General features: G+C 71.2%; 25 protein-coding genes and 2 pseudogenes. 12 read left to right on the top strand and 15 right to left on the bottom strand.

Going from position 1 to position 26,567, the window contains the following annotated elements; translation table 11 throughout:
- Nucleotides 1-64 precede the first annotated feature (64 nt).
- Nucleotides 65-643 (top strand): helix-turn-helix domain-containing protein, encoded by a 579-nt coding sequence (locus EDD92_RS07705; RefSeq protein ID WP_123963610.1) that lies wholly within the window; start codon nucleotides 65-67, stop codon nucleotides 641-643.
- A 108-nt stretch (nucleotides 644-751) separates the two neighbouring features.
- Complete coding sequence (locus tag EDD92_RS07700; protein ID WP_123963609.1) at nucleotides 752-1,531, top strand: hypothetical protein; 780 nt, start codon at nucleotides 752-754, stop codon at nucleotides 1,529-1,531.
- A 181-nt stretch (nucleotides 1,532-1,712) separates the two neighbouring features.
- Here EDD92_RS07700 and EDD92_RS50985 read toward each other — a convergent pair whose 3' ends face one another.
- From EDD92_RS50985 to EDD92_RS07665, 8 genes and pseudogenes are all read right to left on the bottom strand, one after another.
- The gene (locus EDD92_RS50985; RefSeq protein ID WP_260326394.1) at nucleotides 1,713-1,844 is read right to left on the bottom strand and encodes a hypothetical protein; all 132 of its coding nucleotides are present in this window, start codon (nucleotides 1,842-1,844) and stop codon (nucleotides 1,713-1,715) included.
- Nucleotides 1,841-2,182, bottom strand: a pseudogene (locus EDD92_RS07695) (RICIN domain-containing protein); the annotation flags it as partial. The gene EDD92_RS50985 and the pseudogene EDD92_RS07695, both read right to left, overlap by 4 nt.
- A 166-nt stretch (nucleotides 2,183-2,348) precedes the next feature.
- Nucleotides 2,349-3,632: pseudogene (locus EDD92_RS07690) on the bottom strand (beta-galactosidase trimerization domain-containing protein); the annotation flags it as partial.
- A gap of 218 nt (nucleotides 3,633-3,850) precedes the next feature.
- Entirely contained in the window at nucleotides 3,851-3,994 is a 144-nt protein-coding gene (locus tag EDD92_RS49795) for a hypothetical protein (RefSeq protein ID WP_185123958.1), read from the bottom strand.
- A 136-nt stretch (nucleotides 3,995-4,130) separates the two neighbouring features.
- Nucleotides 4,131-5,777 (bottom strand): serine/threonine-protein kinase, encoded by a 1,647-nt coding sequence (locus EDD92_RS07680; RefSeq protein WP_185123957.1) that lies wholly within the window; start codon nucleotides 5,775-5,777, stop codon nucleotides 4,131-4,133.
- Nucleotides 5,778-5,884: 107 nt separating this feature from the next.
- On the bottom strand, nucleotides 5,885-6,901 hold the full coding sequence (locus EDD92_RS07675; protein ID WP_123963607.1) for a zinc-binding dehydrogenase: 1,017 nt from the start codon (nucleotides 6,899-6,901) through the stop codon (nucleotides 5,885-5,887).
- An 11-nt stretch (nucleotides 6,902-6,912) separates the two neighbouring features.
- Complete coding sequence (locus EDD92_RS07670; RefSeq protein ID WP_123963606.1) at nucleotides 6,913-7,773, bottom strand: fumarylacetoacetate hydrolase family protein; 861 nt, start codon at nucleotides 7,771-7,773, stop codon at nucleotides 6,913-6,915.
- A 60-nt stretch (nucleotides 7,774-7,833) separates the two neighbouring features.
- Nucleotides 7,834-8,658, bottom strand: coding sequence for an IclR family transcriptional regulator (locus EDD92_RS07665; RefSeq protein WP_123963605.1), 825 nt, complete (start codon nucleotides 8,656-8,658; stop codon nucleotides 7,834-7,836).
- A gap of 47 nt (nucleotides 8,659-8,705) precedes the next feature.
- Here EDD92_RS07665 and EDD92_RS07660 point away from each other — a divergent pair, with 47 nt between their 5' ends.
- Nucleotides 8,706-10,421 carry an IlvD/Edd family dehydratase gene (locus EDD92_RS07660; protein ID WP_123963604.1) on the top strand — a complete coding sequence of 572 codons (1,716 nt, stop codon included), beginning with the start codon at nucleotides 8,706-8,708 and terminating at the stop codon, nucleotides 10,419-10,421.
- Nucleotides 10,422-10,626: 205 nt separating this feature from the next.
- On the opposite strand, the gene EDD92_RS07655 is transcribed toward EDD92_RS07660, so the two are convergent.
- Entirely contained in the window at nucleotides 10,627-11,526 is a 900-nt protein-coding gene (locus EDD92_RS07655) for an NADP-dependent oxidoreductase (protein ID WP_185123956.1), read from the bottom strand.
- 499 nt (nucleotides 11,527-12,025) lie between these two features.
- On the opposite strand from EDD92_RS07655, the gene EDD92_RS07650 reads away from it, so the two are divergent.
- On the top strand, nucleotides 12,026-12,859 hold the full coding sequence (locus EDD92_RS07650; protein WP_123963602.1) for a PIG-L family deacetylase: 834 nt from the start codon (nucleotides 12,026-12,028) through the stop codon (nucleotides 12,857-12,859).
- An 86-nt stretch (nucleotides 12,860-12,945) separates the two neighbouring features.
- On the opposite strand, the gene EDD92_RS07645 is transcribed toward EDD92_RS07650, so the two are convergent.
- On the bottom strand, nucleotides 12,946-14,220 hold the full coding sequence (locus EDD92_RS07645; protein ID WP_123963601.1) for a PLP-dependent aspartate aminotransferase family protein: 1,275 nt from the start codon (nucleotides 14,218-14,220) through the stop codon (nucleotides 12,946-12,948).
- A 99-nt stretch (nucleotides 14,221-14,319) separates the two neighbouring features.
- On the opposite strand from EDD92_RS07645, the gene EDD92_RS07640 reads away from it, so the two are divergent.
- From EDD92_RS07640 to EDD92_RS07615, 6 genes are all read left to right on the top strand, one after another.
- Nucleotides 14,320-14,817, top strand: a complete 498-nt coding sequence (locus EDD92_RS07640; RefSeq protein ID WP_123963600.1) for an Lrp/AsnC family transcriptional regulator — start codon at nucleotides 14,320-14,322, stop codon at nucleotides 14,815-14,817.
- Nucleotides 14,818-14,924: 107 nt separating this feature from the next.
- Nucleotides 14,925-15,902, top strand: coding sequence for an NADPH:quinone oxidoreductase family protein (locus EDD92_RS07635; RefSeq protein WP_123963599.1), 978 nt, complete (start codon nucleotides 14,925-14,927; stop codon nucleotides 15,900-15,902).
- The gene (locus tag EDD92_RS07630; RefSeq protein WP_123963598.1) at nucleotides 15,899-17,080 is read left to right on the top strand and encodes an acyl-CoA dehydrogenase family protein; all 1,182 of its coding nucleotides are present in this window, start codon (nucleotides 15,899-15,901) and stop codon (nucleotides 17,078-17,080) included. Before EDD92_RS07635 ends, EDD92_RS07630 begins: the two co-directional genes overlap by 4 nt.
- Nucleotides 17,077-18,159 carry an acyl-CoA dehydrogenase family protein gene (locus EDD92_RS07625; protein ID WP_123963597.1) on the top strand — a complete coding sequence of 361 codons (1,083 nt, stop codon included), beginning with the start codon at nucleotides 17,077-17,079 and terminating at the stop codon, nucleotides 18,157-18,159. Before EDD92_RS07630 ends, EDD92_RS07625 begins: the two co-directional genes overlap by 4 nt.
- A 181-nt stretch (nucleotides 18,160-18,340) precedes the next feature.
- On the top strand, nucleotides 18,341-19,201 hold the full coding sequence (locus tag EDD92_RS07620; RefSeq protein ID WP_123963596.1) for a phosphatidylinositol-specific phospholipase C/glycerophosphodiester phosphodiesterase family protein: 861 nt from the start codon (nucleotides 18,341-18,343) through the stop codon (nucleotides 19,199-19,201).
- 111 nt (nucleotides 19,202-19,312) lie between these two features.
- Nucleotides 19,313-19,507 carry a hypothetical protein gene (locus EDD92_RS07615; protein ID WP_030928390.1) on the top strand — a complete coding sequence of 65 codons (195 nt, stop codon included), beginning with the start codon at nucleotides 19,313-19,315 and terminating at the stop codon, nucleotides 19,505-19,507.
- 15 nt (nucleotides 19,508-19,522) lie between these two features.
- Here EDD92_RS07615 and EDD92_RS07610 read toward each other — a convergent pair whose 3' ends face one another.
- The 5 genes from EDD92_RS07610 to EDD92_RS07590 form a co-directional block, all read right to left on the bottom strand.
- Nucleotides 19,523-20,674: a phosphodiester glycosidase family protein gene (locus tag EDD92_RS07610; protein ID WP_123963595.1), complete on the bottom strand. Its 1,152-nt coding sequence runs from the start codon at nucleotides 20,672-20,674 to the stop codon at nucleotides 19,523-19,525.
- A 192-nt stretch (nucleotides 20,675-20,866) separates the two neighbouring features.
- Nucleotides 20,867-21,226: a DUF779 domain-containing protein gene (locus EDD92_RS07605; RefSeq protein ID WP_123963594.1), complete on the bottom strand. Its 360-nt coding sequence runs from the start codon at nucleotides 21,224-21,226 to the stop codon at nucleotides 20,867-20,869.
- 53 nt (nucleotides 21,227-21,279) lie between these two features.
- A complete protein-coding gene (locus EDD92_RS07600) occupies nucleotides 21,280-21,543 on the bottom strand; it encodes a hypothetical protein (protein WP_123963593.1) in 264 nt (87 codons plus the stop codon).
- Nucleotides 21,544-21,583: 40 nt separating this feature from the next.
- Nucleotides 21,584-22,135 carry a GNAT family N-acetyltransferase gene (locus EDD92_RS07595; protein WP_123963592.1) on the bottom strand — a complete coding sequence of 184 codons (552 nt, stop codon included), beginning with the start codon at nucleotides 22,133-22,135 and terminating at the stop codon, nucleotides 21,584-21,586.
- 12 nt (nucleotides 22,136-22,147) lie between these two features.
- A complete protein-coding gene (locus EDD92_RS07590; protein WP_123963591.1) occupies nucleotides 22,148-23,425 on the bottom strand; it encodes a YhgE/Pip domain-containing protein in 1,278 nt (425 codons plus the stop codon).
- A gap of 305 nt (nucleotides 23,426-23,730) precedes the next feature.
- Between EDD92_RS07590 and EDD92_RS07585 the strand changes: the two genes are divergently transcribed.
- The gene (locus tag EDD92_RS07585; protein ID WP_260327289.1) at nucleotides 23,731-25,974 is read left to right on the top strand and encodes a xanthine dehydrogenase family protein molybdopterin-binding subunit; all 2,244 of its coding nucleotides are present in this window, start codon (nucleotides 23,731-23,733) and stop codon (nucleotides 25,972-25,974) included.
- 32 nt (nucleotides 25,975-26,006) lie between these two features.
- Nucleotides 26,007-26,471, top strand: a complete 465-nt coding sequence (locus EDD92_RS07575; RefSeq protein ID WP_123963590.1) for a (2Fe-2S)-binding protein — start codon at nucleotides 26,007-26,009, stop codon at nucleotides 26,469-26,471.
- The last annotated feature ends 96 nt before the right edge of the window (nucleotides 26,472-26,567 follow it).

Raw genomic sequence — 26,567 nt, 5'->3', positions numbered from 1 at the left:
ACCCGACGGTCGCCCTGCCGCTGCCGAGTTGACAAACCTGTTTGCCGAAACTGCAATGTCGTCCATGAATGACGACACGGACGAGGTCCTCGCGGAGGTCGGCCCCCGCCTGCGCCGGATCCGCAAGGAGCGGGGCGCCACGCTCGCCGGGCTGTCGGCGACCACCGGCATCTCGGTCAGCACGCTGTCCCGGCTGGAGTCCGGACTGCGCAAGCCCAGCCTCGAGCTGCTGCTGCCGATCGCGCGGGCGCACCAGGTACCGCTGGACGAACTGGTCGGCGCGCCGGCGGCGGGGGATCCGCGCGTACGCGGCAAGCCCTTGGTGCGCCACGGCCGCACGTTCTGGCCGCTCACCCGGCAGCCCGGAGGCCTCCAGGCCTTCAAGGTGCTGGTACCGCAGGGCACCGAGGAGCCCGAACCGCGCACCCATGAGGGCTATGAGTGGCTGTATGTGCTGTCCGGGCGGCTGCGGGTGGTACTGGGCGAGCACGACGTCGTCATGGCGGCGGGCGAAGCGGCCGAGTTCGACACGCGGGTGCCGCACTGGTTCGGGTCGACGGGCGAGGGGCCGGTGGAGTTCCTGAGTCTGTTCGGGCCGCAGGGGGAGCGGATGCATGTGCGGGCGCGACCGAAGCGGTCCTGACGCAGGGCTGATACGTCAACTCCGGGCGGCCGTCGGGCCGTTGGCCGTTCCGCTTCTCGTCAGCCCCGGCCTATGTGACTGCTGTGACGGGTGTTGCACACTGAGCCCATGACACGCATGAGGAAGATCGCAGCCGCGCTGTTGGCCGCATCGGCCGCGCTGCTCGCGACACCCCCCACCGCCTCCGCCACCCCCACCCCGCACAAGACCCTCTTCAAGGAGAACTTCGACCGTCTTCCCCTCGGGCCGGTCACCGCGGGCCGCGGCTGGAGCGCCGACACCTCCAACGGTTCGCTGACCGTCGAGCCCAGCACCACCGGCCACGGACACGAACTGCGGCTCCACACGGAAGGCAACGGCCGCGCCTTCCTCGCACTGTCCGGTCTTGCACCCGCGGGCAACAGCTTCTGGGCCCGGCTGCGGCTGCGCGTGGACCGCCTCCCCACGGCCCCCGACTGGGCGCACTGGACCATGGCGGAGGTCTCCGGCTCCGATGTCCCCACGCTGGTGAGGCCGTTGGGCGGCCAGTACGTTCCCACCTCGAAAGGCAACTTCTGGGGGGTCGGCTCCGATCTGGGCCCCACCGGGGACTGGACCGCCTGGAAGACCACCGCTCCCGCCACCGCCGGGACCTGGCAGTGCGTCGAATTCCACCTCGACGCGACCGACAACCGCGTCACCGTCTACCTGGACGGCGCGGAGCAGCCCGAGTTGACGGTGTCGACCAAGCAACACGGCGGCACGGCGGACGACTTCGTCTTCCCGCACTTCGACAGGCTCAAGCTGGGCTGGCAGTTGTACCAGGCCGACCCCGCTCCCTCCTCGTACGACATGCACATGGACGACGTGGCGCTGAGCAGTATGCGGGTCGGCGGGTGCGGCTCATGACGAGATGTCTGCCGCGCAATGGAGGTCCGTACGAGCGACCCGCTTACGGCAGCCTGATGAGCGCGATGCCCTCCGCCTGCGGGACGGCCGGCCGCGTGCCGTCGGGGTGGAGGGCGGCGACGGGGGTGGCCACGCGGCGATGGCCGGACCAGGTGGGCATGGCGGGGACGCGGACCTCGGGTCACTCCGCGACGATGCGGCCGGTCGCCGTGTCGAGCAGCCGCGGGTGGCCGTGCAGAGACACGACCTGATCGCCGCGGGGCAGGAGCAACACCCGGGTCGAGGCGGAACAGCAGCCGGCCGTCTGCATCACTTGACGAGCCTCCAGTCCTGCGAGCCGTCCCCGGCCGCGTTCTGCAGGGTCAGCGGGGCCCCGTCGGACGCGCCGGTCAGGTACAGGCCGGTGTTCTTGACCGACTGCAGCTTGTAGAAGCCGTCGGCGGTCTTGACGAGGTTCCAGCTGCCCGTCGGGCTGTTGTCGACCCACTGGCCGATGCGCCGGCCGACCGTCGCGTTGCCGGTCCAGATGGCTGCCGCACGTCCGCCCGACTTGTTCAGCAGGGTCACTCCGCCCTTGGGCTCGGTCACGACATGCCAGTACTGGGTGTCCGGGCTCGCCGCCGATCCGGCGTCCTCCACGACGACGTCGGACGCGACCAGACGGCCGCTCGGCAGCTGCGCCGACTTGGGGTAGACGGCACAGTTGCCCCGGCCCTTCAGGCACGGCTCGTTGCCCAGCTGGTACAGGATCCCGCCGGTGAGGGTGCCCAGTGCTCTGGAGGCTCTTCTTCTCTGCATGGCCTCTCCTAGGGGGTGCTCACGAACGGGTGCGGTCGGTGTCGGCGGAGACGAGGACGCGTACGTCCCAGGGGCCGAGCTCAAGTGCCGTGCCTGCGGGGACGGTTGTGCCGTCGAGGACGTCGGAGAGGTTGGCCGGCGCGGGCACGCTGGCGGGCTCCCAGCTCCAGTTGTGGACGATGTGGACGCGGCGTCCGTCGGGCGAGCTGCCGGTCGTCGCGGTGACCGAGGCCGGCAGGTCCCGCCAGCCGTGGCGGGCCGACGGGGTCAGCCACTCGGCCAGCGCCCGGGCGAGGTCACGACCGGGCACCGTGCCGACACAAGTGACCCGGCCCGCGCCGTGGCGGCGGGTGGTGACCGTGGGCCAGCGGCCGAAGTGCGGGTGGTCGTAGGCGACGAGCACGTCGGCGACGGTCAGGCCGTCCGCCCACTGCGTCGCCGTAGCGCCCTCGGGAAGGTGGAGCGGGCTGTCCGGCGCGGCCCGCACCGGTATGTCCCGTGCCAGGTTGCTGAACTCGTCGTAGCTGACGCCCGCGACGCCGGTGAGACGCCCGGGGGCCGGTTCGGTGCGGGCGCGGGCTTCATGGTCGGCGTAGCCGGTGCGCGGGCCCAGAACCAGGTGGCCGCCCGCGCGGGCGTAGTCCGCGAGCCAGTCGAGCGTGTCGTCGTGGGCGAGGTAGAGCGCCGGGACGACGAGGACGGGGTGACGCTGGACGGCCTCCAGCGGAGTCATGCCCTCCCGTTCTCCGCTCGGGTCGTGCAGCTGGTGGGCGTGGACGATGCGGACCTGGCGGCCGGCGTCGAAGGCGCCGCGGTAGAAGGGGTCGACGATGCGGTGATAGGCGGCCGGGTCCGGTTCGCCGTCGGGCCTGGCCAGCGGCGGGTACTTCTGCATCAGCCACTTGCTCGGCGTCGAGTACACCATCGTGATGTCGGCGTCCGGTTCGAGCCGGGCGACGAGCGCGCCCGCGGTCTCGAACTCACCACCCAGACGGGCGAGTTCGGCGTACGTCCGCCCGGGCCGGCCGGTGTGCGGGAGGATGCCGCCCCAGTAGGTCTCGGCGCCGAAGTGCAGGGTGTGCCAGTGCCAGTACTCGATCATGCGGGCACCGCGCGCGACGAGAGCCCAGGCGGCCTGGCGCCACTGGCCGTCGTAGGCAGGGCGGTTGTCCCGGGGGAAGCCGATGGAGCCGGCGTTGGTCTCGGTGACGAGGAAGGGCTCCTGGCGGGAGGAGAACATCCAGTCGGCGGTCTGGTACAGCGTCCACACGCCGGTGGTCTTCCACATCTGCTCGTGGCCGTCGCACCCTCCACGACCGGGACCACAACGCCGCACTCAACGTCCAACAGGCCGCCGGACTGGCGGTAACAGCCTGCGGAGCGGCGGTAAGACCAGAACCCGTTCTGGCACAGCGCGAAGAAACAGGAAGCCACGGATTCCCTACCGGAAACCATGCCGCGTAGCGGCACGGCAACCGGTAGAGAAGGCCAGAATCCTCGCCTTTCAAGGCGAGGAGCATGTCAAAGGATGCCGATGTTGGTGAGCGGGATGTTCCAGTCGTTGCTCTCGACGTCACCACGCCCGTCGCGGGCTGTGGCCGGTACCGCGAACAGCATCAGTCCGGCGACGGCGATGGCCAGGACGGCGGCGACACGACGCTTCACGGTTCCTCCTCCACGACGGCAGTGCCGCCCACCCTGCTCCGGTCCGGCCGTCCCGCCGGCCCGGACACGCCGCGCGGCCCGAGGAATCAGCCGCTCGGTGGCGGCGCCCCCTCCCGCGATCGAGCGGCCGGGGGCGTCAGTGCCCCGACAGCTCGGCGGCGGTGAAGCGCTCGAATCCCGCGTGGAAGGCCGTGCCCTGCGGGTCGGTCGCGCTGTAGTGGAAGGCGGCCACACCGCAGCCCCGCGCGTCGAAGGCGGCTCCGGTGTACGAGGCGACCCGGGTGCCGTCGACGGCGAGCTGGACCTTGATCCGGCCCGCGCCGGCCGAGGAACAGGTCATCGACATGTCCACCTGCTGCTGACTTGCCACCTTCAGACCCACATCCGCGAGGTCGACCTCGACGACCCGGTCATGCTGAAAGGCCCCCTTGAACCGGAACTCCCGTACGATCAGGGCTTCCTGACCTGTCGTCAGATAGGTCGCCCAGCGGGAGCCCTTCCGGTAGTCCCCCGAGCCGTTGCACCACAGCCCGACCCCGCCCTCGCCCCCGTACCACTCCGCCTGGGTGCTCAGCCGTACCGCGAACGACGACGGCTCGAAGGGCGCCTGCGGCCACACCTCCACCTCGGTCCTGGGGTCCACCAGCATGGTCCCGCCCTTGTGGGTGATCTTCGCCAGGGTCGGGTCCTTGTGCGACCAGTCGCCCGAGTCGGTCAAGTCATCGGTGTACGAGAGGGGTTGGGAGCCTGCGGAGCTCTTCGGTCTCCCGGACGAGGACGAGGGCGAGGACGGGGAGCCCGAGCCGTGGGCTCCCCCCGAGGAGGTGGTGCTCAGCACGATGCCGAGCAGCACGGCCGCCGCGGCACTGCCGGCCGCGAACCCCCACAGCCGCAGCTGCTTGGCGCCCCTGCCGGGGCGGGAGCCGTCCTTCCCGCGTGCGGACGGCAGGGGTGACTGTGGCATCCCCGACTCCGCCTGCGGGCTCTGCGCCCCCTCCGCCGCCCCCGCGAGCCGGGTGACGATCTGGGCGGCGGTGGGCCGCTGCGCTGGGTCCTTGCGCAGACAGTCGGCGATGACCGAACGGACCGGCTCCGGCACCGCCGCGAGATCCGCGTCGCGCTCGCACACGGCGACGAGCACCTCGTAGTCGCTCTCCCCCTCGAAGGGATGCCGCCCCGTGGCGGCGAAGTGCAACGTGCCGCCGAGGGAGAACACGTCGGTGGCGGCGCTGACCCTGAGCGACTTGACCTGCTCGGGCGACATGTACGCGGGCGAGCCGAGCACACTGCCCGGTGTGGTCAGCGCCGACTCGAGCAGCCGGTCGTCGCGGGCGATACCGAAGTCGATGATCCGCGGTCCGTCCGGGGAGAGCAGGATGTTGGACGGTTTGATGTCCCGGTGCACGACACCCACCCGGTGCACCTGCGCCAACGCGTGCGCGACGGCCAGCGCCACGGACTGCAGCCGCCCGGGGGCCAGCGGACCGCCCGCGGCCACATGCTGGAGGAGCGTGGGCCCCGGGACGAACTCGCTGACTATGTACGGATTCCGTCCGGACAGGTCGGCATCGAGGACCCGCGCCGTGGCCAGCTCGCCGACCCGGCTCGCCGCACCGAACTCCCGCCGTACGCGGGCGAGCGCGACCTCGTCGTACTCCTTGCCCGGCAGCAGGAACTTCACCACGACCTGCCGCCCCGCCCGGTCCCGGGCGAGCCACACCACCCCTTGCCCGCCCCGGCCCAGCTCGCGTTCGCAGACGTACCCGCCCACCGACAACTGCATCCGTGGATCCATGCCCCCGCCCCCAGCCCCGCCCCCGGTTCATGGCCGTTCTCCAGCGTATCGGCCCACTTGGGCTGCGACAGGGCTCTTGTCCGGGTTCCGTACCTCTAGCCCGAGCAGGGATCCACATGGATCTTGGGGCCGGGGCCGGCGCCGGGCGGGCGCTCGCCGGCGAGTACGGGGCCTGCCTCGTCGAGGGGCACGGTGGCGGCGACGAGTGGCCTCGGGTCGACCGAGCCGGTGGCGTAGGCGCGGATGGCGGCGTCGAGGCCGGGGGAGGCGGACAGGATGCCCACCGCGGTGACGTCCTTGAGGGCGAGGGTACGGGTGTCGATCCTGCTGGGTTCCCCGGCCAGCCCGATGTACACGACACGGCCGGACGGCTCGACCAACTCCAGTGCTCTGTCCGGCAGATGGGCGGCGTTGGAGGCGTCGACGACCGCGTCGAAGGGCAGGTCCGGCAGGGAGTCCTCCGCCCAGACGTGCTCGAAGCCCAGCTCGCGGGCGAAGGCGAGGGAGCTGTCGGTGTTGCCCATGAGGTGGACCTCCGCACCGGTCGTACGGAGGAACATCGCGGCCAGCAGCCCGATGGTCCCCGGTCCCAGGACCAGGGTCCGGTCCCCGGGGCGCGGGGCGGCGGCCTGTGCGGCGCGCAGGGCGTTGCCGCCCGGCTCCACCAGCGCGCCGAGCACGGCGTCGACGGAGTCGGGCAGGGCGTGCAACGAGGAGGCAGGGACGGCGAGTTGCTCGGCCAGGGCGCCGGGCCGGTCCCCGCGCACGCCGACCTCCTGCCGCTTCTCGCACACGTGCTGGTGGCCGCGCAGGCAACGGCGGCACGCACCGCAGCCGAGCATGGTGTCGCCCATGACGCGGCGTCCGAGCCAGCCGGGGTCGACACCGTCGCCGACAGCTGCCACACGCCCCGCCCACTCATGACCGAGCCGCATCGGGTAGGCGGCGTGGCCGTGGTGGAGATAGGCCATCGCGCCGGTGAAGAACTCCACGTCGGTGCCGCAGACGCCCACCCGCTCGACGTCGACGACGACTTCGCCGGGACCGGCCACCGGCGCCGCGACCTCCTGCACGGCGTACTTGCCCGGGCCGGTCAGGACGAAGGCGCGCATCAGGCGACGGCTCACCGGGGCCCGAGCACGTGCTGACGCTGTACGCCCAGTTGCTGGATGCCGAGTTCCATCACGTCGCCCGGCTGGAGATACACGGGCGGGGTGAGGCCCATGCCGACGCCGGGCGGGGTGCCGGTGTTGATCAGGTCGCCGGGCTCGAGGACGAGGAACTGGCTGAGGTAGTGCACGACGAAGTACGGGTCGAAGATCATCGTCTTGGTGTTGCCGGTCTGCCGGCGCACCCCGTTGACGTCCAGCCACATGTCGAGCGCGAGGACGTCCTCGATCTCGTCGGTGGTGGCAAGCCAGGGGCCCGCCGGGTTGAAGGTCTCCGCGGACTTGCCCTTGGCCCACTGCCCGCCCCGCTCCAGCTGGAAGGCGCGCTCGCTGACGTCGTTGACGACCACATAGCCGGCGATGGCCTCGCGCGCCTCTTCGACCGAGTCCAGGTAGCCGGTGCGCCGGCCGATGACGATGCCGAGCTCCACCTCCCAGTCGGTTTTGGCGGACCCGCGCGGGATCCGTACGTCGTCGTTGGGCCCGACCAGAGTGTTGGGCGACTTGGTGAACAGGATCGGTTCGTCGGGCACGGCCATGCCGCTCTCGGCCGCGTGGTCGCGGTAGTTGAGGCCGATGCACAGGATCTGGTGCGGGCGGGCGACGGGGGCGCCGATGCGCTCCCCGGCGAAGCGGGACACCTGCCCGGCCGCCGCCCGCTCCGTCACGACGGGGCGGACGCGGTCGAGGCCGCCGGTGCCGAAGAACGCCTCGTCGAAGTCCGTGACGACGTCCGACAGGTCCACGTAGGTCTCGTCGTCGATACGGGCGACGGGCTTTTCGGCGCCGACGGCGCCGATGCGCATGAGGTACACGAGCTCGGTCTCCAGGGTGGGTTCGGGGGCGTGAGAGAGAGGGGCGGTCCTGCGGGGTCTTCAGCGGTGGGGCTCGCCGAGGGGGCCGAGCAGCGCACGGATCTCGGCGGCCGCTTCGACCAGGGTGCTCAGCGGTGTCCGGTAGGTCAGCGCACTGACGCTGACGGCTCCGGACGGCGCCCTCGGTGAGGTCGCGTACACGGGCAGGGCGAGGCAGTTGACGCCCGGCTCGTTCTCCTGGTCGTCGAGGGAGTAGCCCCGCTCACGAATGGTCTGCAGCTCCCGGTGAAGGCCGTCGGCGGTGCACAGGGTTCGCGGGGTGCGGCGCTCCAGGGCAGAGCCGCCGATCCATGCCTCGACGTCCTCCTGGGTCTCCAAGTGGCGGGCCAGCAGCAGCTTTCCGACTCCGGTGGCGTGCGCGGGGTTGCGGCCGCCCACCGTCGAGGTGAGCCGGACGGCACCGCTGGGCGGATCGACCTTGGCGCGGTAGACGACCTCGCGGCCTTCGAGGACCGCGTAGTGCGCGGTCTCGCCGAACCGCTGCGCCAGCGCATCGAGGATCGGGCGGACGCGGACATGGTCGGGCCGGGCCTCGTGGTGGGCGAAGGCCATCCGCAGGAACTCGTCCCCGAGCGCGTAGTGGCCGCGGGTGTCCTGGCCGGCGAGACCCGCCCGGCGCAGGGCCGCGAGGGCCCGGTGCACGGTCGGCTTCGGACTGCCGATCACCTGGGTCAACTCCTCCAGACCCACGCCCTCGGGATACCGGGCAAGCTCCTTGAGTACGGCGAGCACCCGGTCCGACCCCACCAGCCGGCTGCTGTCGGCGCCGGTCGGGCCGTCCGTGCCGGGGTCTGTCGGAGCCTCGTACGTCTGCGTACGCTTCATGATGTTCCGGACTCTAGAGCGCCGTACCGACTATTGGAAGAGGCTCCATGGGGACGCTCCGCAGTGCGCAGTGGTACGAGGGCCAGGACCGCAACGCCTACATCCACCGGGCCTGGATGCGGCGGGGCGCTCCGGACGACGCCTTCACGGACCGCCCGCAGATCGCCATCGCCAACACGGCCTCCGATCTGACCCCCTGTAACGCCCATCTGAACGAGGTGGCGGCCTCCGTCCGAAACGGCGTGTACGAGGCCGGCGGGATCCCGCTGGACCTGCCCGTGGTGTCGCTGGGGGAGACCCAGGTGCGGCCCACCGCCATGCTCTGGCGCAACATGGCCGCGATGGCCACGGAGGAGATGCTCCGGGCCAACCCCATCGACGGTGTCGTCCTGCTGGGCGGCTGCGACAAGACGATCCCGTCGCTGCTGATGGCCGCCGCCTCGGTGGACCTGCCCGCCGTCGTCGTGCCAGGCGGACCCATGCTCACCGGAACCTTCCGTGGCACGCCCCTGGGCTGCGGCACCGATGTGTGGCGGCTGTCCGAGGAGGTCCGCGGCGGCACCCTCTCCCAGGACGAGTTCACCCGCTCCGAGTCGTCGATGATCCGCAGCCGGGGCCACTGCAACACCATGGGCACCGCCTCGACGATGGCGCTGGTGGCCGAGGCCCTGGGCACGGTCGTGCCGGGTACGGCCGGAACTCCCGCCCCCGACAGCCGCCTTCTGGAGGCCGCGCACCGCACCGGCCGACTGGCGGTGGACATGGTGGGCGCCGACCGGCGGCCCGGATCCTTCCTCACCAAGGCGTCCTTCCACAACGCGATCGTCGCGCTCGCCGCCGTCGGAGGCTCCACCAACGCGGTCGTCCACCTCCTCGCCATCGCGGGCCGCCTCGGCGTCGACCTGACCCTCGACGACTTCGACCGCATCGGCTCCCGCGTACCGGTCCTCGTCGACCTCCAGCCGGCCGGCCGCTTCCTCATGGAGGACTTCCACCGCGCCGGCGGCCTGCTCGCCGTCCTGCGCGAAGTCCGCGACCTGCTCGACCCGGACGCCCTGACCGTCACGGGCAGCCCCCTGGTCGACTTCCTCGACGACGCCCCGATCTGGGACGAGGAGGTCATCCGCCCCCGGGCCCAACCGCTCGTCGCCGAGGGCGGAATCGCCGTCCTGCGCGGCAACCTCGCCCCCGACGGCGCTCTCGTCAAACCGGCCGCCGCCTCCCCGCGCCTGCTGCGTCACCGCGGCCGGGCGGTCGTCTTCGACTCGATCGAGGACTTCCACGCCCGTATCGACGACCCGGACCTCGACGTCGACCCCGACAGCGTGCTGGTCCTGCGCGGCTGCGGCCCCAAGGGCTACCCCGGCATGCCCGAGGTCTCGAACATGCCGCTTCCGAAGAAGCTCCTCGAACAGGGTGTCCGGGACATGGTCCGCGTCTGCGACGGCCGTATGAGCGGCACCGCGTACGGCACCGTCGTCCTGCACGTGGCCCCGGAGGCCGCGGCCGGCGGCCCGCTCGCGCTGGTGCGCACCGGGGACGTCATCGCCCTCGACGTCGAAGCCCGCCGTATCGACGTCGAGGTACCCGCCGACGAACTCGCCCGCCGAACCCCCGACAAGGCCACCGTCACCGGTTTCGCCAGCCCCCGCCGCGGCTGGGAACGCCTCTACGTCGACCACGTCCTGCAAGCCGACACGGGCGCCGACCTGGACTTCCTCGTCGGCTCCAGCGGCTCGGAGGTGAGCCGCGAGTCGCACTGAGCAAGGCGCTCGTGATCGTGCGGGCGCGCGGATGACGCAGGAAGCCCGCACCGCCGGGATCAGAGCATCGGATGCTGCGGCGTGGGCCGCCTCGGTCCAGCCCCCCGAGTAGTGGTGCGAGGCGGTCGGCGCCCGACCGCTCGGTCTTGATCGCGCCTGGCGGGCACCGCGGCCCAGCATCGGGATCGGGCGGTGCCCGGTCGGGTCATGCTCGGGTGAGCACGATCTTCTTGCCGCCGGCCCGCCCGATGACCACCCGGGCGAACGCAGCCGGTCCCTCGCTCAGCGGCAGGGGTTCCGGTGCGAGTTTCAAGGTTCCCGCGGCTGCCTGCTCCGCCAGCCGGCCAAGCTGCGCGGCGTTGGGTTCGACGTAGAGGTCCCCACTCGTGATGCCTCGTTCCTCCGGAGGCGCGTCCGAGGTCAGGGAGCACAGTCGGCCGCCGTCCCGCACCAAAGGCAAGGCGGCGTCCGCCGTGCCGGTGGCGATGATGAGGGCGGCGTCGAACCCGCCGCGTACCTTGGCCGACCAGTTGGGGTCGTGGTAGTCGACGATTTCCGTCGCTCCCAGACCGAGCAGTCGCTCTGCTGCGACAGCAGAGGCGGTCGCGGTCACCTCGATGCCCTTGGCCGCGGCGAGCTGGAGGGCCAGGGCTCCGGTGGCCCCGCCTCCGTTGGTGATCAGGAGCCGCTGTCCTCGGCCGAGGTCCAGCTTCTCCAGGGCCTGCACCGCGGTGAGTCCGTTGACCGGCAGTGCCGCCGCGTGCACGGCGTCCAGCCCGGGTGGGCAGGCTGCCGTGTGATCCGCGTTGATCAGAACGCGTTCGGCCCAGAACCCGCTTCCCCCGGGCAGCGGGGCCTCGTGTGCGAGCACTCGGTCGCCTACATCAAACCCGGTGACACCCGCGCCGACGGCCAGCACCGTGCCCGCGCCCTCCACTCCCAGCGCCGCCGGTGGGCGCAACGCCACGTCCCAGCCGGCGCCGTTCAGCAGTTGGTCCCACGGGCCGACCCCGGCCGCCTCGACCGCCACCAGGATCTGACCGGGCCCGGGAGATGGCGGTTCGGGCAATTCCAGCAGGGCGACTTCCTGCCCGGCCCCGGACACTCCGCACGCCTTCACAGCAGATCTTTGTCCTCTCACTCAGCCCGGCCGACCGGGAGGTACGGGTCGGAAACCCAAAGCAGGCACCAGTGTCGACCTCGGGTTCCAGGTCCGCCACTGCGAGGAACCCCGCCGCCCGCGCCACTCCCTCGACCCCGACACCGCCCCGGACCAGCTCCCGACCTGCGTGTCCTGGGACCTGCTGCTCCGGTGTCCGGAGGCGTCGGCCGTGGCCCTCGACGATTCCCCGATCGCGGTCATCTGGCACTTCCAACTCGAAGGCACCGCGAAGAACTGAGCATCGATCCGCACAGGGCCGAGCAGCCGCGCCGGGAACAGCCGGCCCGGCCGGCACGGTTGCATGGACCGAGGGACCGGCACCGCACGGGCGGGGAACACGGAGACCACAAGGATGTCCGCCTCACCAGGATCCGGGCCCCAAGATCGCGGTACGCCCGCCGCACACTAGGACCAAGACGTATTTCTGCAGGAGGACTGCTTCATGACTGACCGGCCCTTGACGCTCATGGCCGTACACGCCCACCCCGACGACGAGGCCACCGGAACCGGAGGAGTCCTTGCGCGGTACGCGGCGGAAGGCATCCGCACGGTTCTCGTGACCTGTACCGACGGCAGTTGCGGTGACGGACCGGGGGGTGTCAAGCCGGGCGATCCCGGGCACGATCCGGCGGCGGTCGCCTCGATGCGCCGTCAAGAGCTCGAGGAGAGCTGTGACGTCCTGAAGGTCAGCGATCTGGAGATGCTGGCCTATGCCGACTCCGGAATGATGGGCTGGCCGAGCAACGACGCCCCCGGATCCTTCTGGCAGACCCCTGTGCAGGAAGGCGCGGCCCGACTCGCGGAACTCATGCGGCACTACCGACCTGATGTGGTCGTCACCTACGACGAGAACGGCTTCTACGGCCACCCCGACCACATCCAGGCCCACCGCATCACGATGGCGGCGCTGGAGATGACCGATCTGGCACCGAAGGTGTACTGGACCACGGTGCCCCGCTCGGGGATGCAGCGGTTCGGCGAGATCATGCGCGAGTTCCAGGAGGACATGCCGGAGCCCGATCCTGCCGAGACCGCCGCGTTGGCCGACATCGGCCTCCCCGACGACGAGATCACCACGTGGGTGGACACCACTGCGTTCAGCGGCCAGAAGTTCGACGCGCTGGCCGCGCACGCCAGTCAGGGCGAGAACATCTTCTTCCTCAAGATGGGCAAGGAGAGGTTCGGCGAGCTGATGGGCATGGAGACCTTCGTACGTGTCCAGGACACGACCGGCGCGGCCGTACCCGAGAACGATCTCTTCGCTGGACTGCGCTGATCCGCCCGTCCCAGGTCGGGCGATCCCGTCCGAGTCGGCGATTCCTGCGTGAAGCCCGGGCGGTCTCTGGGCCGGCGGCCCGCTGTTCAGGCTCGGTGGCCCGTTCGTAGTCCTTCGCCGACCCGGTGGGTCATGGCGCGGTGCTGGGTGGCGGCCTGGGGCACGCCCGCCGTCACGGGGACCGGGCGACGCGTGGCGAGCGCCCGGTCGAGGTCGGCCATCAGATCGTCGGCGTCCTCGAGCCCGATGGACAGCCTGACCAGGCCGGCGGCCGGGCGGGCCTCCGGGGCGACGGGCCGGTGCGTCAGCGATGCCGGGTGCTGGATCAGTGAGTCGACGCCGCCCAGGGACACCGCGTGGGTGAACAGGCTGACCGCCGAGGTGGCGTGCGCGGCCTGTTCGAAGCCACCGCGCAGGTCGATGGAGATCATCGCCCCGGTGCCCTTGAGCTGTCGGCCGAGCAGTCCCTGCGGGTCGCCCTCGATCCCGGGGTAGTGGACGCGGGCGACGCTCGGGTGGGTCGTCAGCCACGCGGCGATGCGCCGGGCGTTCGCCTGCTGGGCGCGTACCCGGACCGGAAGCGTGGCGAGTCCCCGGTGCAGGAGATAGGCGCCCAGCGGGTGCAGCAGACCGCCGGTGACCGCGCGGACCCGGCGCAGCGCGGCTGCCTGCTCCTGGCCGCAGGCGATGACACCGGCGATGACGTCACCGTGCCCGCCCAGGTACTTGGTCGCGCTGTGCAGGACCATCGCGGCACCGAGGTCGACGGGATTCTGCAGGACCGGCGTCGCGAACGTGTTGTCGACGAGAACCGGAACGCCCTGCGCGGCCTCGACGACGGCACGGATGTCGACCAGTTCGAGCGTCGGATTGGCGGGCGTCTCCAGCACGATCATCGCCGTGTCGGGACGGATGGCGGCGGCGACGTCCGGTGCGGAGCAGTAGGTCACCTCGGCGCCGAGGAGGCCCGAGGCCAGCAGATGGTCGGTACCGCCGTAGAGGGGGCGGACGGCGAGGACATGGCGGCGGCCGGTCTCCTTCATGGTCGCCAGGATTGCCGCGGTCATCGCCGCCATGCCCGAGGAGAACGCCACGGCGGCCCGGGCGTGTTCCATCTGGGCCAGCGCCGACTCGAACCGTGCCACGGTCGGGTTCCAGAGCCGCGCATAGACGGCTCCGCCGTCCGCGGTCGGCGTCCCTCCGCCCGCCATGGCCTCGTAGGACAGCCCGCCGGCGTCGATGTCCGGCAGCGGGTTGGTCGACGACAGGTCGATGGGAAGCGCGTGGACGCCGAGCTCTGTCAGGTCCTCACGGCCCGCGTGGACGGCCAGGGAGTCGAGTTGCAGATACGACGAGGTCATGCCCCAGAGAGTGAGGCGATCCACAACACTCTGCAAGAGTCATTGCGGAAGCCGTGGTCGATCACCGATATTGGTGCGGATTCAGCAAGAGGAGGGCTCATGGCGGACCAGCAGCTGAAGAAAACACAACCCGCTGCGGCGGGACTCGACGGCACCGATCTGGCCATCCTCGTCGCACTCGTGGAGGACGGCCGGATGACCAACGCGGCGCTCGCGGCCCGGGTGGGCGTCGCCGAGTCGACCTGCGCATACCGGGTCCGTGCGCTGCGGGAGTCCGGTGTCATCGCCGGCATCAACGCCCGGCTCGACCTCGGCGCACTCGGCCACCCGATCCACGCGATCATCAAGGTCCGCCTGGGCAGCCACAGCCGCGAACATGTCCGCAACCTCTACGACCGGCTGGTCAAGGTGCCGGGAGCCCTGACCGTTTGGCACGTGGGTGGCGACGACGACTTTCTCCTGCATGTCGCCGTGGCCAGCCCGGAAGAGCTGCGAGACCTCATCCTGGAGCACGTGACCGTCCACCCGATGGTGCGGCAGACCGAGACCCAGCTGGTGTTCGAGGTCCGCGAGGGCCGCGGCGTGCTGCCGGGGTGAACCGGGCTGCCGGGAGTCTTGTCCGTGTGAAGTGTTTCCTCATGAGCAAGCGACCGCTTAGTATGCGATGAACCCCGGTCAGACAGAGCAGTCCCTGGAGGCACCGCATGCAGGCATGGCAAGTGCACGAGAACGGCGAGCCGAGCGAGGTGATGCGGCTCGAGGAGGTGGAGCGGCCCACGCCCGGCGAGGGCCAGGTACTGCTGAAGGTGCGAGCCGCGAACATCAACTTCCCGGATGTGCTGATGTGCCGGGGCCACTACCAGGTGCGCCCGCCGCTGCCGTTCACGCCGGGCGTGGAGATCTGCGGCGAGACCGAGGACGGGCGGCGGGTCATCGCCAACCCCGCCCTGCCCCACGGCGGTTTCGCCGAGTACGCCGTCGCGGACGCCGCAGCCCTGCTGCCCGCGCCCGAGTCGCTGGACGACGCCGAGGCCGCCGCCCTGCACATCGGCTACCAGACCGGCTGGTTCGGTCTGCACCGTCGTGCTCACCTGGAAACAGGCGAGACGCTGCTCGTCCACGCTGCCGCAGGAGGGGTCGGCAGCGCGGCCGTGCAGCTCGGCAAGGCGGCCGGGGCCAGGGTCATCGGCGTCGTCGGCGGTGCCGACAAGGTGGCCGCGGCCACGGAGTCGGGATGCGACGTCGTCATCGACCGCAAGAGCGAGGACGTCATCGCTGCCGTCAAGGAGGCCACGGGCGGCCGGGGCGCCGACGTCATCTACGACCCGGTCGGCGGCGAGGCTTACGCCCAGTCGACCAAGGCCGTCGCCTTCGAGGGCCGGATCGTGGTCGTCGGCTTCGCCAGCGGGGTCATCCCCAGCCCGGGGCTCAACCACGCCCTGGTGAAGAACTACTCGATCCTCGGCCTGCACTGGGGCCTGTACGGCACCAAGAACCCGAAGCTGATCGCGCACTGCCACGAGCAGCTCACCGAACTGGCCGCCCGGGGCGCCATCAAGCCCCTGGTCAGCGAGCGGGTACCGCTGGCCGGTGCCGCGGCCGCCGTCCAGCGCGTCGCCGACGGCGTGACCACCGGCCGGGTGGCCGTCCTGCCGTCCCTGGAGAACGGAGCCGCCGCATGACCGACGCAGCCGAACTGCGCAGCCGCACGCAGGAGTTGCTGGCTGCCCACCCGCCCGCGACCACCGACCGCCTGGACTTCCTCAAGGCCCGTTTCGACGCGGGTCTGGCCTGGGTGCACTACCCGGAGGGTCTGGGCGGGCTCGGCGTGCCCCGCTCCCTCCAGGCCGTGGTGGATGCCGAGCTGGAGGCGGCCGGCGCTCCCGACAACGACTCGCGCCGCAACGGCATCGGGCTCGGCATGGCCGCCCCGACGATCCTCAAGTACGGCACCGAGGAGCAGAAGCAGCGCTATCTGCGGCCGCTGTGGATCGGCGAGGAGGTCTGGTGCCAGCTGTTCAGCGAGCCCGGCGCCGGCTCCGACCTGGCCGCGCTCGGTACCCGGGCCGTCCGGGAGGGCGACGACTGGGTGGTCAACGGGCAGAAGGTGTGGACGTCCGGTGCGCACAACGCCCGCTGGGCCATCCTCATCGCCCGCACCGACCCGAACGTGCCCAAGCACGCGGGCATCACGTACTTCATCTGCGACATGACCGACCCCGGTGTCGACGTGCGTCCGCTGCGGCAGATCACCGGTGAGGCCGAGTTCAACGAGGTGTTCCTCACCGACGTCCGCATCCCCGACTCCCGCCGCCTCGGCGAGATCGGCGACGGCTGGCGCGTCGCGCAGACCACCCTGAACAACGAACGCGTCGCGATCGGCGGCATGCGGCTGCCCCGCGAGGGCGGCATGATCGCCCCGGTCGTCAAGACCTGGCGTGAACGCCCCGAACTGCGCACCCACGACCTGCACCAGCGGCTGCTGAAGCTGTGGGTGGAGTCCGAGGTGGCCCGGCTCACCGCCGAGCGGCTGCGCCAGCAGCTCGTCGCCGGGCAGCCCGGCCCCGAGGGCGCCGGCATGAAGCTCGCCTTCGCCCGCCTCAACCAGGAGCTCAGCGGCCTGGAGGTCGAACTCCTCGGCGAGGAGGGCCTGTTGTACGACGACTGGACCATGCGCCGCCCCGAACTGGTGGACTTCACCGGCCGCGAGGCCGGCTACCGCTACCTCCGCTCCAAGGGCAACAGCATCGAGGGCGGGACCAGCGAGGTCCTGCTGAACATCGTCGCCGAACGCGTCCTGGGCCTCCCGTCCGAGCCGCGCACCGACAAGGACGTCGCCTGGAAGGACCTCGCCCGATGAGCGCACAGCCGGATCTTCTCTACTCCGAGGAGGAAGAGGCCCTGCGGTCCGCCGTACGGGACCTCCTCGCCGACCACTGCGACGCACCCGGCGTCATCGCACGCACCGAGTCCGACGCCCCGCACGACCTCGCGGCCTGGAAGGCCCTCGCCGACGGCATGGGCCTGGCGGGTCTGCTGGTGCCCGAGGCGCAGGGCGGCCAGGGCGCCACGCATCGCGAAGTCGCCGTCGTACTGGAGGAGCTGGGACGCGCGGTCGCCCCCGTGCCCTACCTCACGAGCGCCGTCGTCGCCACCGAGGCCCTGCTGGAGTGCGGGGACGAGGAGTTGCTCGGGCAGCTGGCCTCCGGGCGGGCCATCGGCGCGCTCGCGGTGGCGCTGCACCGCGCCCCCGGCACCGCCTTTCCCGCCGTACGACTGGAGAACGGCACCCTGCACGGGGAGCTGACCGGCATCGCGGACGCGGTGGCCGCGGACGTGCTGCTCGTACCGGCCGAGGACGGCGGGCTGTACGCGGTGAACGCGTCCGACGCCACCGTCACCCCGCAGGTCTCCCTCGACCTCACCCGGCCGCTCGCGACCGTCACCCTGAACGGGGCGCGGGCGCGCAGGCTCGGTGACGCCGAACCCGCCGTACGACGGGCCCTGCGGGCCGGAGCCGGGCTGCTCGCGTCCGAGCAGTTCGGGCTCGCCGACTGGGCGTTGACGGAGACCGTGCGCTATCTGAAGGAGCGCAAGCAGTTCAACCGGCCCGTCGGCGGTTTCCAGGCGCTCAAGCACCGTCTCGCCCAGCTGTGGCTGGAGGTCGTCAACCTCCGCGCCGCCGCCCGTAACGCGGCCGACGCGCTCGCCACCGGGGAGGACGTCGAGGTGGCGGTCGCCGTGGCGCAGGCCTACGCGGCGCCGGTCGCGGTGCACGCCGCCGAGGAGGCGCTCCAGCTGCACGCCGGCATCGGCATGACCTGGGAGCACCCGATCCATCTGAACCTCAAGCGGGCCAAGGCCGACTCGATCGCCTACGGCACGGCAGGCGCCCACCGGTCCGCCGTGGCCGAACTCGTCGACCTCCAGGCACCCTGACGCCCCCTGACGGTCACCCGGTGAAGCCCGCCCCACCTGGGGCGGGCTTTTCCATGCCGCCGTGCGGAAGGAGTGAACGGACAACGGCAGTCCGGCCAACTCCTGGCATGTGCAGGTCCATTGGGGCCCTTTCCGCCCGATACTCCCTGTGGTTCAGACCCGCCCCACAGGGAGGCAGAACATGGCCCTCGTCACCCGTCGCAGAGCCCTCACCGCGTTCGGCGCCACGCTCGCGGCAGTGCTCGCCCCGCCCGCCGGCAGCGCGTTCGCCGACGAACACAAGCACCGTGCCCCGTTGTGGCGCGCCCACGCCCACAACGACTACGAGCATCCGCGCCCCCTCTTCGACGCCCTCGACCACCGCTTCGGCAGCGTCGAGGCCGACATCTTCCTCGTCGGCGACCAGCTCCTCGTCGGCCACACCGAGAGCGACCTCGACCCGACGCGGACCCTGGAGTCCCTCTACCTCGACCCGCTGGCCGCCCTCGTCAAGGCCAACCACGGTTCCGTGTACCGCGGATACCGCAGGCCGCTCCAGCTGCTCATCGACATCAAGACCGAGGGCTCCTCGACGTACCTCGAACTCGACCGCCATCTCCAGCGCTACAAGCACCTGTTCACCACCTGCGCCCACGGCCGCGTGCACCCCGGCGCGGTCACCAACGTGATCTCCGGCGACCGTGCCGCCCGTACGCCCATGGAGGCCCAGACCGTACGGCGGGCCTTCTACGACGGCCGGCTCACCGACCTCGGCACCCCGGCGCCCGCCTCCTTCGTACCGCTGATCAGCGACAACTGGCAGCTCAACTTCACCTGGCTCGGCGAGGGCACGTTCCCCGACGCCGAGCGGCAGAAACTGCGCGGCATCATCGGCCAGGCGCATGCGCGCGGGCAGAAGGTGCGCTTCTGGAACACCCCCGACCTGGCCGGTCCCGCCCGGGACGCCCTGTGGACCGAACTGCTCGCCGCCGGCGTCGACTACTTCAACACCGACGACCTCGCCGGGCTGGAAGCATTCCTGGACGCCCACCGGTCGGCGTAGACACCACACGTTCGGCGGACAGGTCAGCCGCCCGGACGAACCCTCCGCTACGCCACACTTGCGGCCGAACGTCGCGAACCGGAAGTGGCGGCGCAGCGGAGGAGGTTGGCAATGGCGATTTCCATCTCAGTGGTGGTACTGCTGCTGGTCCTGGCGGTGATCTTCACCCGCAACGGCGGACTGAAGATCTCCCACGCCCTGGTGTGCACGCTGCTCGGCTTCTACCTGGCCGGCACGCACATCGCGCCCACCATTCACAGCGGCGTGACGGCGACGGCAGGCATCGTCAGCAGCCTCAGGCCCTGAGGTTCACGACGCCGTTCATGACGTCGAGAACACCCCGATGCCGTTCGGGACCGGCCGTTCCGCATCGCCGGACGGATGATTCCGTACGGAGACGGTGGCAGCCCCGGGCACGCGGGCGACCAGGGTGGTCGATCCGCCGCCGTCCAGACTGAAGGCGTCGGTCGAGCCCAACGCCCGCATGGTGTCGGCCACTTCGGCGATCGTCAGGCCCTTGCGGTAGGCGGGTGCACCGTCCAGCGCGAAGAGCAGCAGCCGCTTCCCGCCGCCCGCGATGCCGACGGCCGTGCGCACGGCCCCGGTCGCGTCGTCGAGGTCCGCGAGGGGCTGGCCGCCCTTGAGAACCGGGTAGCCGCCGAGCGCGAAGCTGTACGCCTTCCGGGAGGTGGCGGAGACCAGCCGGTGCGTCACCGTCACCGGCTCGCCCTTGAAGAACTTCCGTAGCCGCTGCGCGCCCGCCTCCCGGCCGACGAGCACCGTGGTCCCCGCGGCGATGGCGCCCTTGCCGGGCGCGTCGGACGTGGAGACGACGCGGCCCTTGCGGACCGTCACCTCGTAGGTGTCCGTGCTGCAGGCGGCCGCCCGGTCGGTGTCCGTGCCGCAGGTGGCACGGACCCGGGAGACGCTGCCCCAGTCGGAGGTGAAGGCGCCGACCGAATCCTCCGGCAGCGCGTACTGGTTGAGGCCGCCCAGCGGCACCCGTCCCGCCGGAGTGCGGACCGACCCGGCCAGCGTCAGACGGTCCAGCCGGGCCCTGCGGTCGACGCCCACGCCGAGCACGTCCCGGGTGGTGGTGCCCGGAGGCAGGGCCGGCCCGAAGCGCTGTCCGTCCGGCACCGACGCCTTGAGCACATGCCCGTTCGCGATCGCCGGCCCGTCGGTCGAACCCGTCACTTCCACACCCGGATGCTGGGTCTCGGAGATGTTGAAGAAGTCGCCGTTGATGCCCGCGACGGCCCCTTGTGCGTCGGCCATCCGGGAGACGGCCGCACGTGCGGCCACGGCTCCCGGATACAGCAGGCCGAGGCGTACGTGCTTGTTGCGCAGGTCGACGGTGAGCAGATGGGCGTGGGTCACGCCCTTGGCGCCCTGGACGTCGAACTGCTTGTAGGTGACTCCCGGCGCGAGCGCGGTGCCGCTCTCCACACCGCTGGCCGGTGCCGCCCCCACCAGGGCCGCACCGGCCAGCGCGCCGAATGCCGTGAGAAACGCCAGTGCCGATCTGACCGACGTCCGGACCGTTGCCTCGGATCTGCCTGCTGCGGAACGCCTTTGACGATGCGTCACAGTTCCCCCTGAGGGATCGTCAACTTTCTCAGGTCTCAGGGGAAGTGCATCAGATCGCGGTGGCCCGCGGCATGGCTATGCGCCGACTACGCGAGAACGGGTGAGAAAACGCACCCCCTCGGGTGCTTCCAGCGAGAAACCGCTGCCACGGCCTGCTACGACGTCCACGATCAGCCGGGTGTGGCTCCAGACCTCGTACTGGCTGCGCGACATCCAGAACGTCACCGGCTCCGGCACCCCGTCGACCTGCAGCTCCGCGAGCAGCACGTCCGAGCCGCCGGTGCGGAACTCGCCCTCCGGGTAGCACATGGGCGCGCTGCCGTCGCAGCAGCCGCCGGACTGGTGGAACATCAGCGGGCCGTGCGTGGCGCGCAGCCGACGCAGCAGGTCGGCGGCGGCGGGGGTGAGTTCGACGCGCGGGGTCTCCTCATACATGGGTTCAGGGCAGCACGGCGGAGGTTGCGAGAGGGTTGCAACGCCCCTCGGCCTCACGCGCGGCGTCGAGCCGCCACGAACACACTGAGCCGGTAGGTGGTCGGCTGCCTCAGCCGTCCGCAGAGCGTGTCTACGCGAGCCGTCGACCAGTCGATCCGCGGGTCTGTGGCCCGCAGCTGCCGCAGATGCGTCCGCCATTCGGCCTCGTCCTGAGTCTCGAAGACGACCTTCCAGTGGCCGGCCTCGGGAGCGAGACGTTCGGCGGCATGCCGCCGCTCTTCGCGTTGCCGGTGTTTTCGCTTTCGCTGCGCTGGCACCGGACCAGCATCGTGGGCGCACCTCACCGCAGCAAGGCGATTACGGCTGCCCGGGCGCCGCATAGCAACGCAGCGACACCACCTGCTCCGGTGCCCAGCGCTGCTCGACGACATCGAGCAACTCCCAGCCCAGGCGCTCGTACAGGGCCGTCGCCGCGGTATCGGAGTCGACGACGTCGAGCACGGGGTGCAGTCCCAGCGCCCGGGCCTCCTCGACGGCCCGTGCCATCAGCGCGGCGCCCAGCCCGTGCCCGCGTGCGGCCGGTGACACGAACAACCGGCCGACCACAGTGGTGACGTCGACGCCGGCTCCCGCGCGGGCAGCCCACACCCCGGGCGCGGCGTCCCCCTCGGCGGCCCGGGACAGGCCGAGATGGCCGACCACACGGCCGTCGAGTTCGGCCACCCACGCCGTCAGCAGAGAACGCGGGGTCAGCCAATCGGCCGGGCGGTCGGGCCAGTTGACCGGATAGCCGCTGTGTCGGTGCACGGCGGCGAGAACCTCGACGCAGGCGGCGAGGTCATGGTCGGTCCGCGGCCGGACGAGACCGGAGGGGCTTTTCTGCGGAAGGTACGGCTCGTTGGTCCTCATGATCAGCCAGTATCAGGTGTGGGCATGGGCAGGCTGCGGCGTCAGCCGCTGGTGCCCCTTGCGGTCGTAGTACCGCGTCATCGCGAAGCCGAAGAGCAGGCCCAGGGCCGCCCCGATCGCGATCATGATCCAGGAGCGGGTCAGGCCGGCGTCCCCGCGGGCCTCGAAGTAGAGGATGGCGCGGACACCGTCGCTGAGCTGGCGCATGGGCTCGAAGTGGGACAGGAAGCGGTAGAAGCCGGGGATGGCCTGGAGGGGGACGGTGGCGCCCGAGGAGGGCAGGCCCAGGACGATGAACACGAACATGGACACCAGTTGGCCGATGCCGCCGAAGGCCGCGTTGATGGCCTGCACGCCCAGGCCGACGGCGAGGGAGGCACAGTAGGAGTAGATCCACAGCAGCGGGATGTGGCTGGCGTCCATACCCAGGAGGCTGATGGTGGCGAGCATGACCAGGGAGACGCTGATGACGGTGATTCCGGCGGTCATGGCCATCTTCAGCAGCAGGGTCTGGGTGCGGTTGATCGGGACGGTGGGACGCCGGGTGTGCCAGGGGCCGATCTCGTTGTCGGCGTAGCCGAGGGCGGTGTCGACGGCGTTGCTGATGACGTTGCCGCCGAGGAAGCCGGCCAGGACGAGCAGCAGCGTGTAGTAGAAGGCGCTGAGCCCGAGGCCGCTGTGGCTGCCGATCGGGTGGCCGACCTGGGTGACGACGTTCACCGGGTCGGCCAGCAGCAGCTTGGTCGTGGAGTTCGCCCGGGTGTCCACGGCCGCCGTCAGTTGCCTGCCGATGGTCTGCGAGGCCTGGTGCGCCGCGGCCTGGGTGATCTGACTGGCGAGCGACGAACCCAGGCTGCCCTTGCCGGGGTTGGTGAGCACCGTCATCGTCGGCCGGGCGGTGGCGCCGGGCGTGGTCAGTGCGGTGATGGACGTGGTGAAGTCGGAGGGGATGACCAGGGCGCCGTAGACCTTCCCGGAGTCGAGGTCGTCCTGGGCCTGGGCGAGGCTGCGCGTGCGCCACTGGGCCTTGTTGTTCGACTTGTCGGCGGTGATGGCCGCGGCGATCTGCGTGCCCGCGTTCTGCTTCTGCCCGGCCGGTGGTTTGCCGGTGTCGGCGTTGACCAGGGCGATGGGCAGGTGGTGCAGATCGCGCTGCGGGTTGACGATGCCGCCCATGTAGAGCAGGGCCAGCAGGAAGGCGAGCAGTCCGGTCAGGACGGTGGGCATGAGCCACAGCTTGGGGCGGCCCAGCAGTGTGACGGCACGGGCCTGGGGGCTGGCGTCGGCCATGGTTCTCCGTAGGTCGGGTGTCGGAGCGTCCTAGCGGGGCGGGCAGCGCCCCGAGGGGCAGCAAGCAGAGCCTACGGAGGAGCGGGCGCGGAGGGAGCCAGGCCGCGCGCGACAGGCCGGAACTGGACAGCGGTGTGAGGGCTCTCAGGCAACCCACGGCCCAACTGGAACCTCATACCTGTTGACCCATCAGTCGGACGACCCGCGAGGAGTGTCTGTTGGAAGGCATCGAGTCCTCCGCCGCACCCACCGGCCCGGCCGGGGACGCAGGCGCCCCACGGCATGCGGTGTCCCGCCGCCGGTTCATGGTGTACTCCCTGTCCGCGGCCACGCTCACCATCGCCGCCCCGCTCGCATGCGACACCTCCCCGGCCCAGGGCTCCGAGCCCGCCCGCGCACCCTCCGACGTCCTGGTGACCGGCGCCGACGACGAGATGCTCGTCCTGGAGGTCACCCCCGCCAACAAGATCGTCGTACGGCTGCCGAGGGTCGAGGTCGGCCAGGGCATCACGACCGCCGTCGCCATGATGATCGCCGAGGAGCTGGACGCCCGCCTCGTCGACGTCGACATCCCCCTGGCAGACGCCCGGACCAAGGGCAACCAGTACACCGGCGGGTCGAACTCGGTCGTCTCCCTGTACGGACCGGCCCGCCAACTGGCCGCCACCGCACGGGCCAGACTGGTGACCGCCGCCGCCAGACGCTGGCATCTGCCGGCCTGGAGCCTGCGCACCGGGAACACGACGGTGATCGCACCGGACGGCCGTACCGCCACCTTCGGCTCGCTGAGCGCGAGCGCCGCCCGGATCCGCCGTACGTCCGTGTCCGCCAAGCCCAAACCGGCCTCCCGGCACAAGCTGATCGGCCGGCCCACGACCCGTATCGACGCCCGGGACATCGTCACCGGCAAGGCGAAGTACACCGGGGACCTGTCCGTGGCCGGGGCGAAGCCGACCGTGGTGGCCCGGCCGCCGACGCTCGGCGGAAAGCTCGTCTCCGTCGACGACCGTGCCGCCCGCGCCCTGCCCGGTGTGCACGCCGTCGTCAAGGTCCCCGGCGGGGTCGCCGTGGTGGCCGAGTCCTTCCACCACGCCTTCCAGGCCCGCGACGCCCTGAAGACCAAGTGGGCGCCGGGCCCGCTGGCCTCACTCTCCGACGCGCAGATCCGCTCCCGGCTCAAGGCCGCGGTCCCGCACCTGGGCTCCCCGCCGCGCGGATCGACGCAGGTCGAGGCCGAGTTCGAGTTCGCCTTCGTCAGCCACGCCCCGATGGAGGTGCTGACCGCGATCGCGGACGTACGCGCCCACAAGGCCGAGATCTGGTTCTCCTCCCAGACGCCCACGGACGCCCGGGACAGCATCGCCTCGGCGACCGGACTGCCGGCGTCTGCGGTCACCGTGCATGTGCTGCGCGGCGGCGGCTCCTTCGGACGGCGGCTGAACTTCGACGCGGCCATCGAGGCGGCCCTGATCTCGAAGGCGGCCCACCGGCCGGTCAAGCTGATGTGGAGTCGGGGCGACGACATCCGCCACGGCCGGATGCGCCCCGCCAGCCACCACCGCTTCCGCGTCAGCCACTCCGGCGGCAGAGTGGTCGCCTTCGCCCATGCGATGGCCGAGGTGGGCGAGTCGTCCGGCAAGAAGGGAACAGCGAACCAGGCGGCCTTCGTACGGCCTGGGCGCGCGCAGGCGGCCGGTCCGCTGCCCAAGCGCTCCGCTGGGAATGCGGTGTCACAGCTTGCGAGTGCGTCGTTGCAGGTCGCTCCCCCACTCTCGACTTCGCTCGAGCGGGGGGACCCCCATCGCGACGCAGCCGCAGATCGCTACAGCTCCGCGCCCCTTGAGGGCGCCGCCGGTCTGCCCAGCGACTCCGGGCTGTACAACTTCGGTCGCCTCTCCGGGGACTCCGGCGGCATCGGACTCGCGATGCCGCTCGGCGCCTGGCGGTCGGTGGACTCCGGGATGGTGCGCACCGCCGAGGAGATCGTCGTGGACGAGGTGGCCAGGAGCCTTAGCAAGGATCCCGTCGCCTTCCGCCGTACGGCGCTGCGGAGCAAGGCCGTCAAAGCGGTGCTCGACAAGGTGGCCGCCGCCGGGAGCTGGGGGCGGGCCATGCCGGACGGACATGCGCAGGGCGTGGCCGTCCACGAGGAGTACGGCTCCTGCGTCGCCTGTCTGGCCGAGATCGACGCCACCGATCCGAAGCACCCCCGGGTGACCAAGGTGGTCATGGCGGCCGACGTCGGCACCGCCGTCAACCCGCGGGGCCTTCAGGCCCAGCTCATGGGCACCGCCGTGGACGGGATCTCCACCGTGCTGCAGGCCGGCCTGCACATCGACCGCGGCGCCGTGCGCGAGGGCAGCTTCGCCGACTTCCGGTGGGCCCGCCAGCGGCACGCCCCGCTGCACTTCGAGGCGCACATCATGCCGTCCAAGGGGGAGCCCGGCGGCGCCGGCGAACTCGGTGTCCCGGCCGCCTCCGGAGCCGTCGCCAACGCCTACGCCCGGGCCACCGGCACCAAGCCCCGCCGCTTCCCGCTCAACTTCTGACCGTTGCCGGATCAGCCTTCGAGAAGGTACCGATGCCCTCCTACTCCTTCACCCTCAACGGCGAGAAGGTCACCGTCGAGGCCCCCGCCGACATGCCGCTGCTGTGGGTGCTGCGCGACCTGCTGCACGTCACCGGCCCCAAATACGGCTGCGGGGTCGGCGTCTGCCGCGCCTGCACCAGCCATCTCGACGGGGAGGAGATCCAGCCCTGTGTCGTCAAGGTCAAGGACTGCGTGGACCGCAAGGTCACCACCATCGAGGGTCTGGCCGACGGCGACACCCTGCACCCCGTGCAACAGGCCTGGATCGACTGCGACGTCTCGCAGTGCGGCTTCTGCCAGCCCGGTCAGATCATGGCCGCCGCGGCCCTGCTGAAGAGGACCCCCGAGCCGACCGACGCCGACATCGACGCCATCGAGAACGTCTGCCGCTGCGGCACCTACGCCCGTATCCGCGAGGCCGTCAAAAAGGCGGCAGCCGACCGGGGGAGTGCCTGAAGCTTCCTGACAGGTTCCCAGGTCTGCACGACGACACGCGGTGCGAGTGGCCCGGCTCACATGGCCAGAAGGGCATGTCACCGACACCATGGGGGA

Origin of the sequence: Streptomyces sp. TLI_185 (genome assembly GCF_003814765.1) — a bacterium.
GTDB lineage: Bacteria > Actinomycetota > Actinomycetes > Streptomycetales > Streptomycetaceae > Streptomyces.
This window is presented reverse-complemented; position numbering and strand designations above follow the sequence as displayed.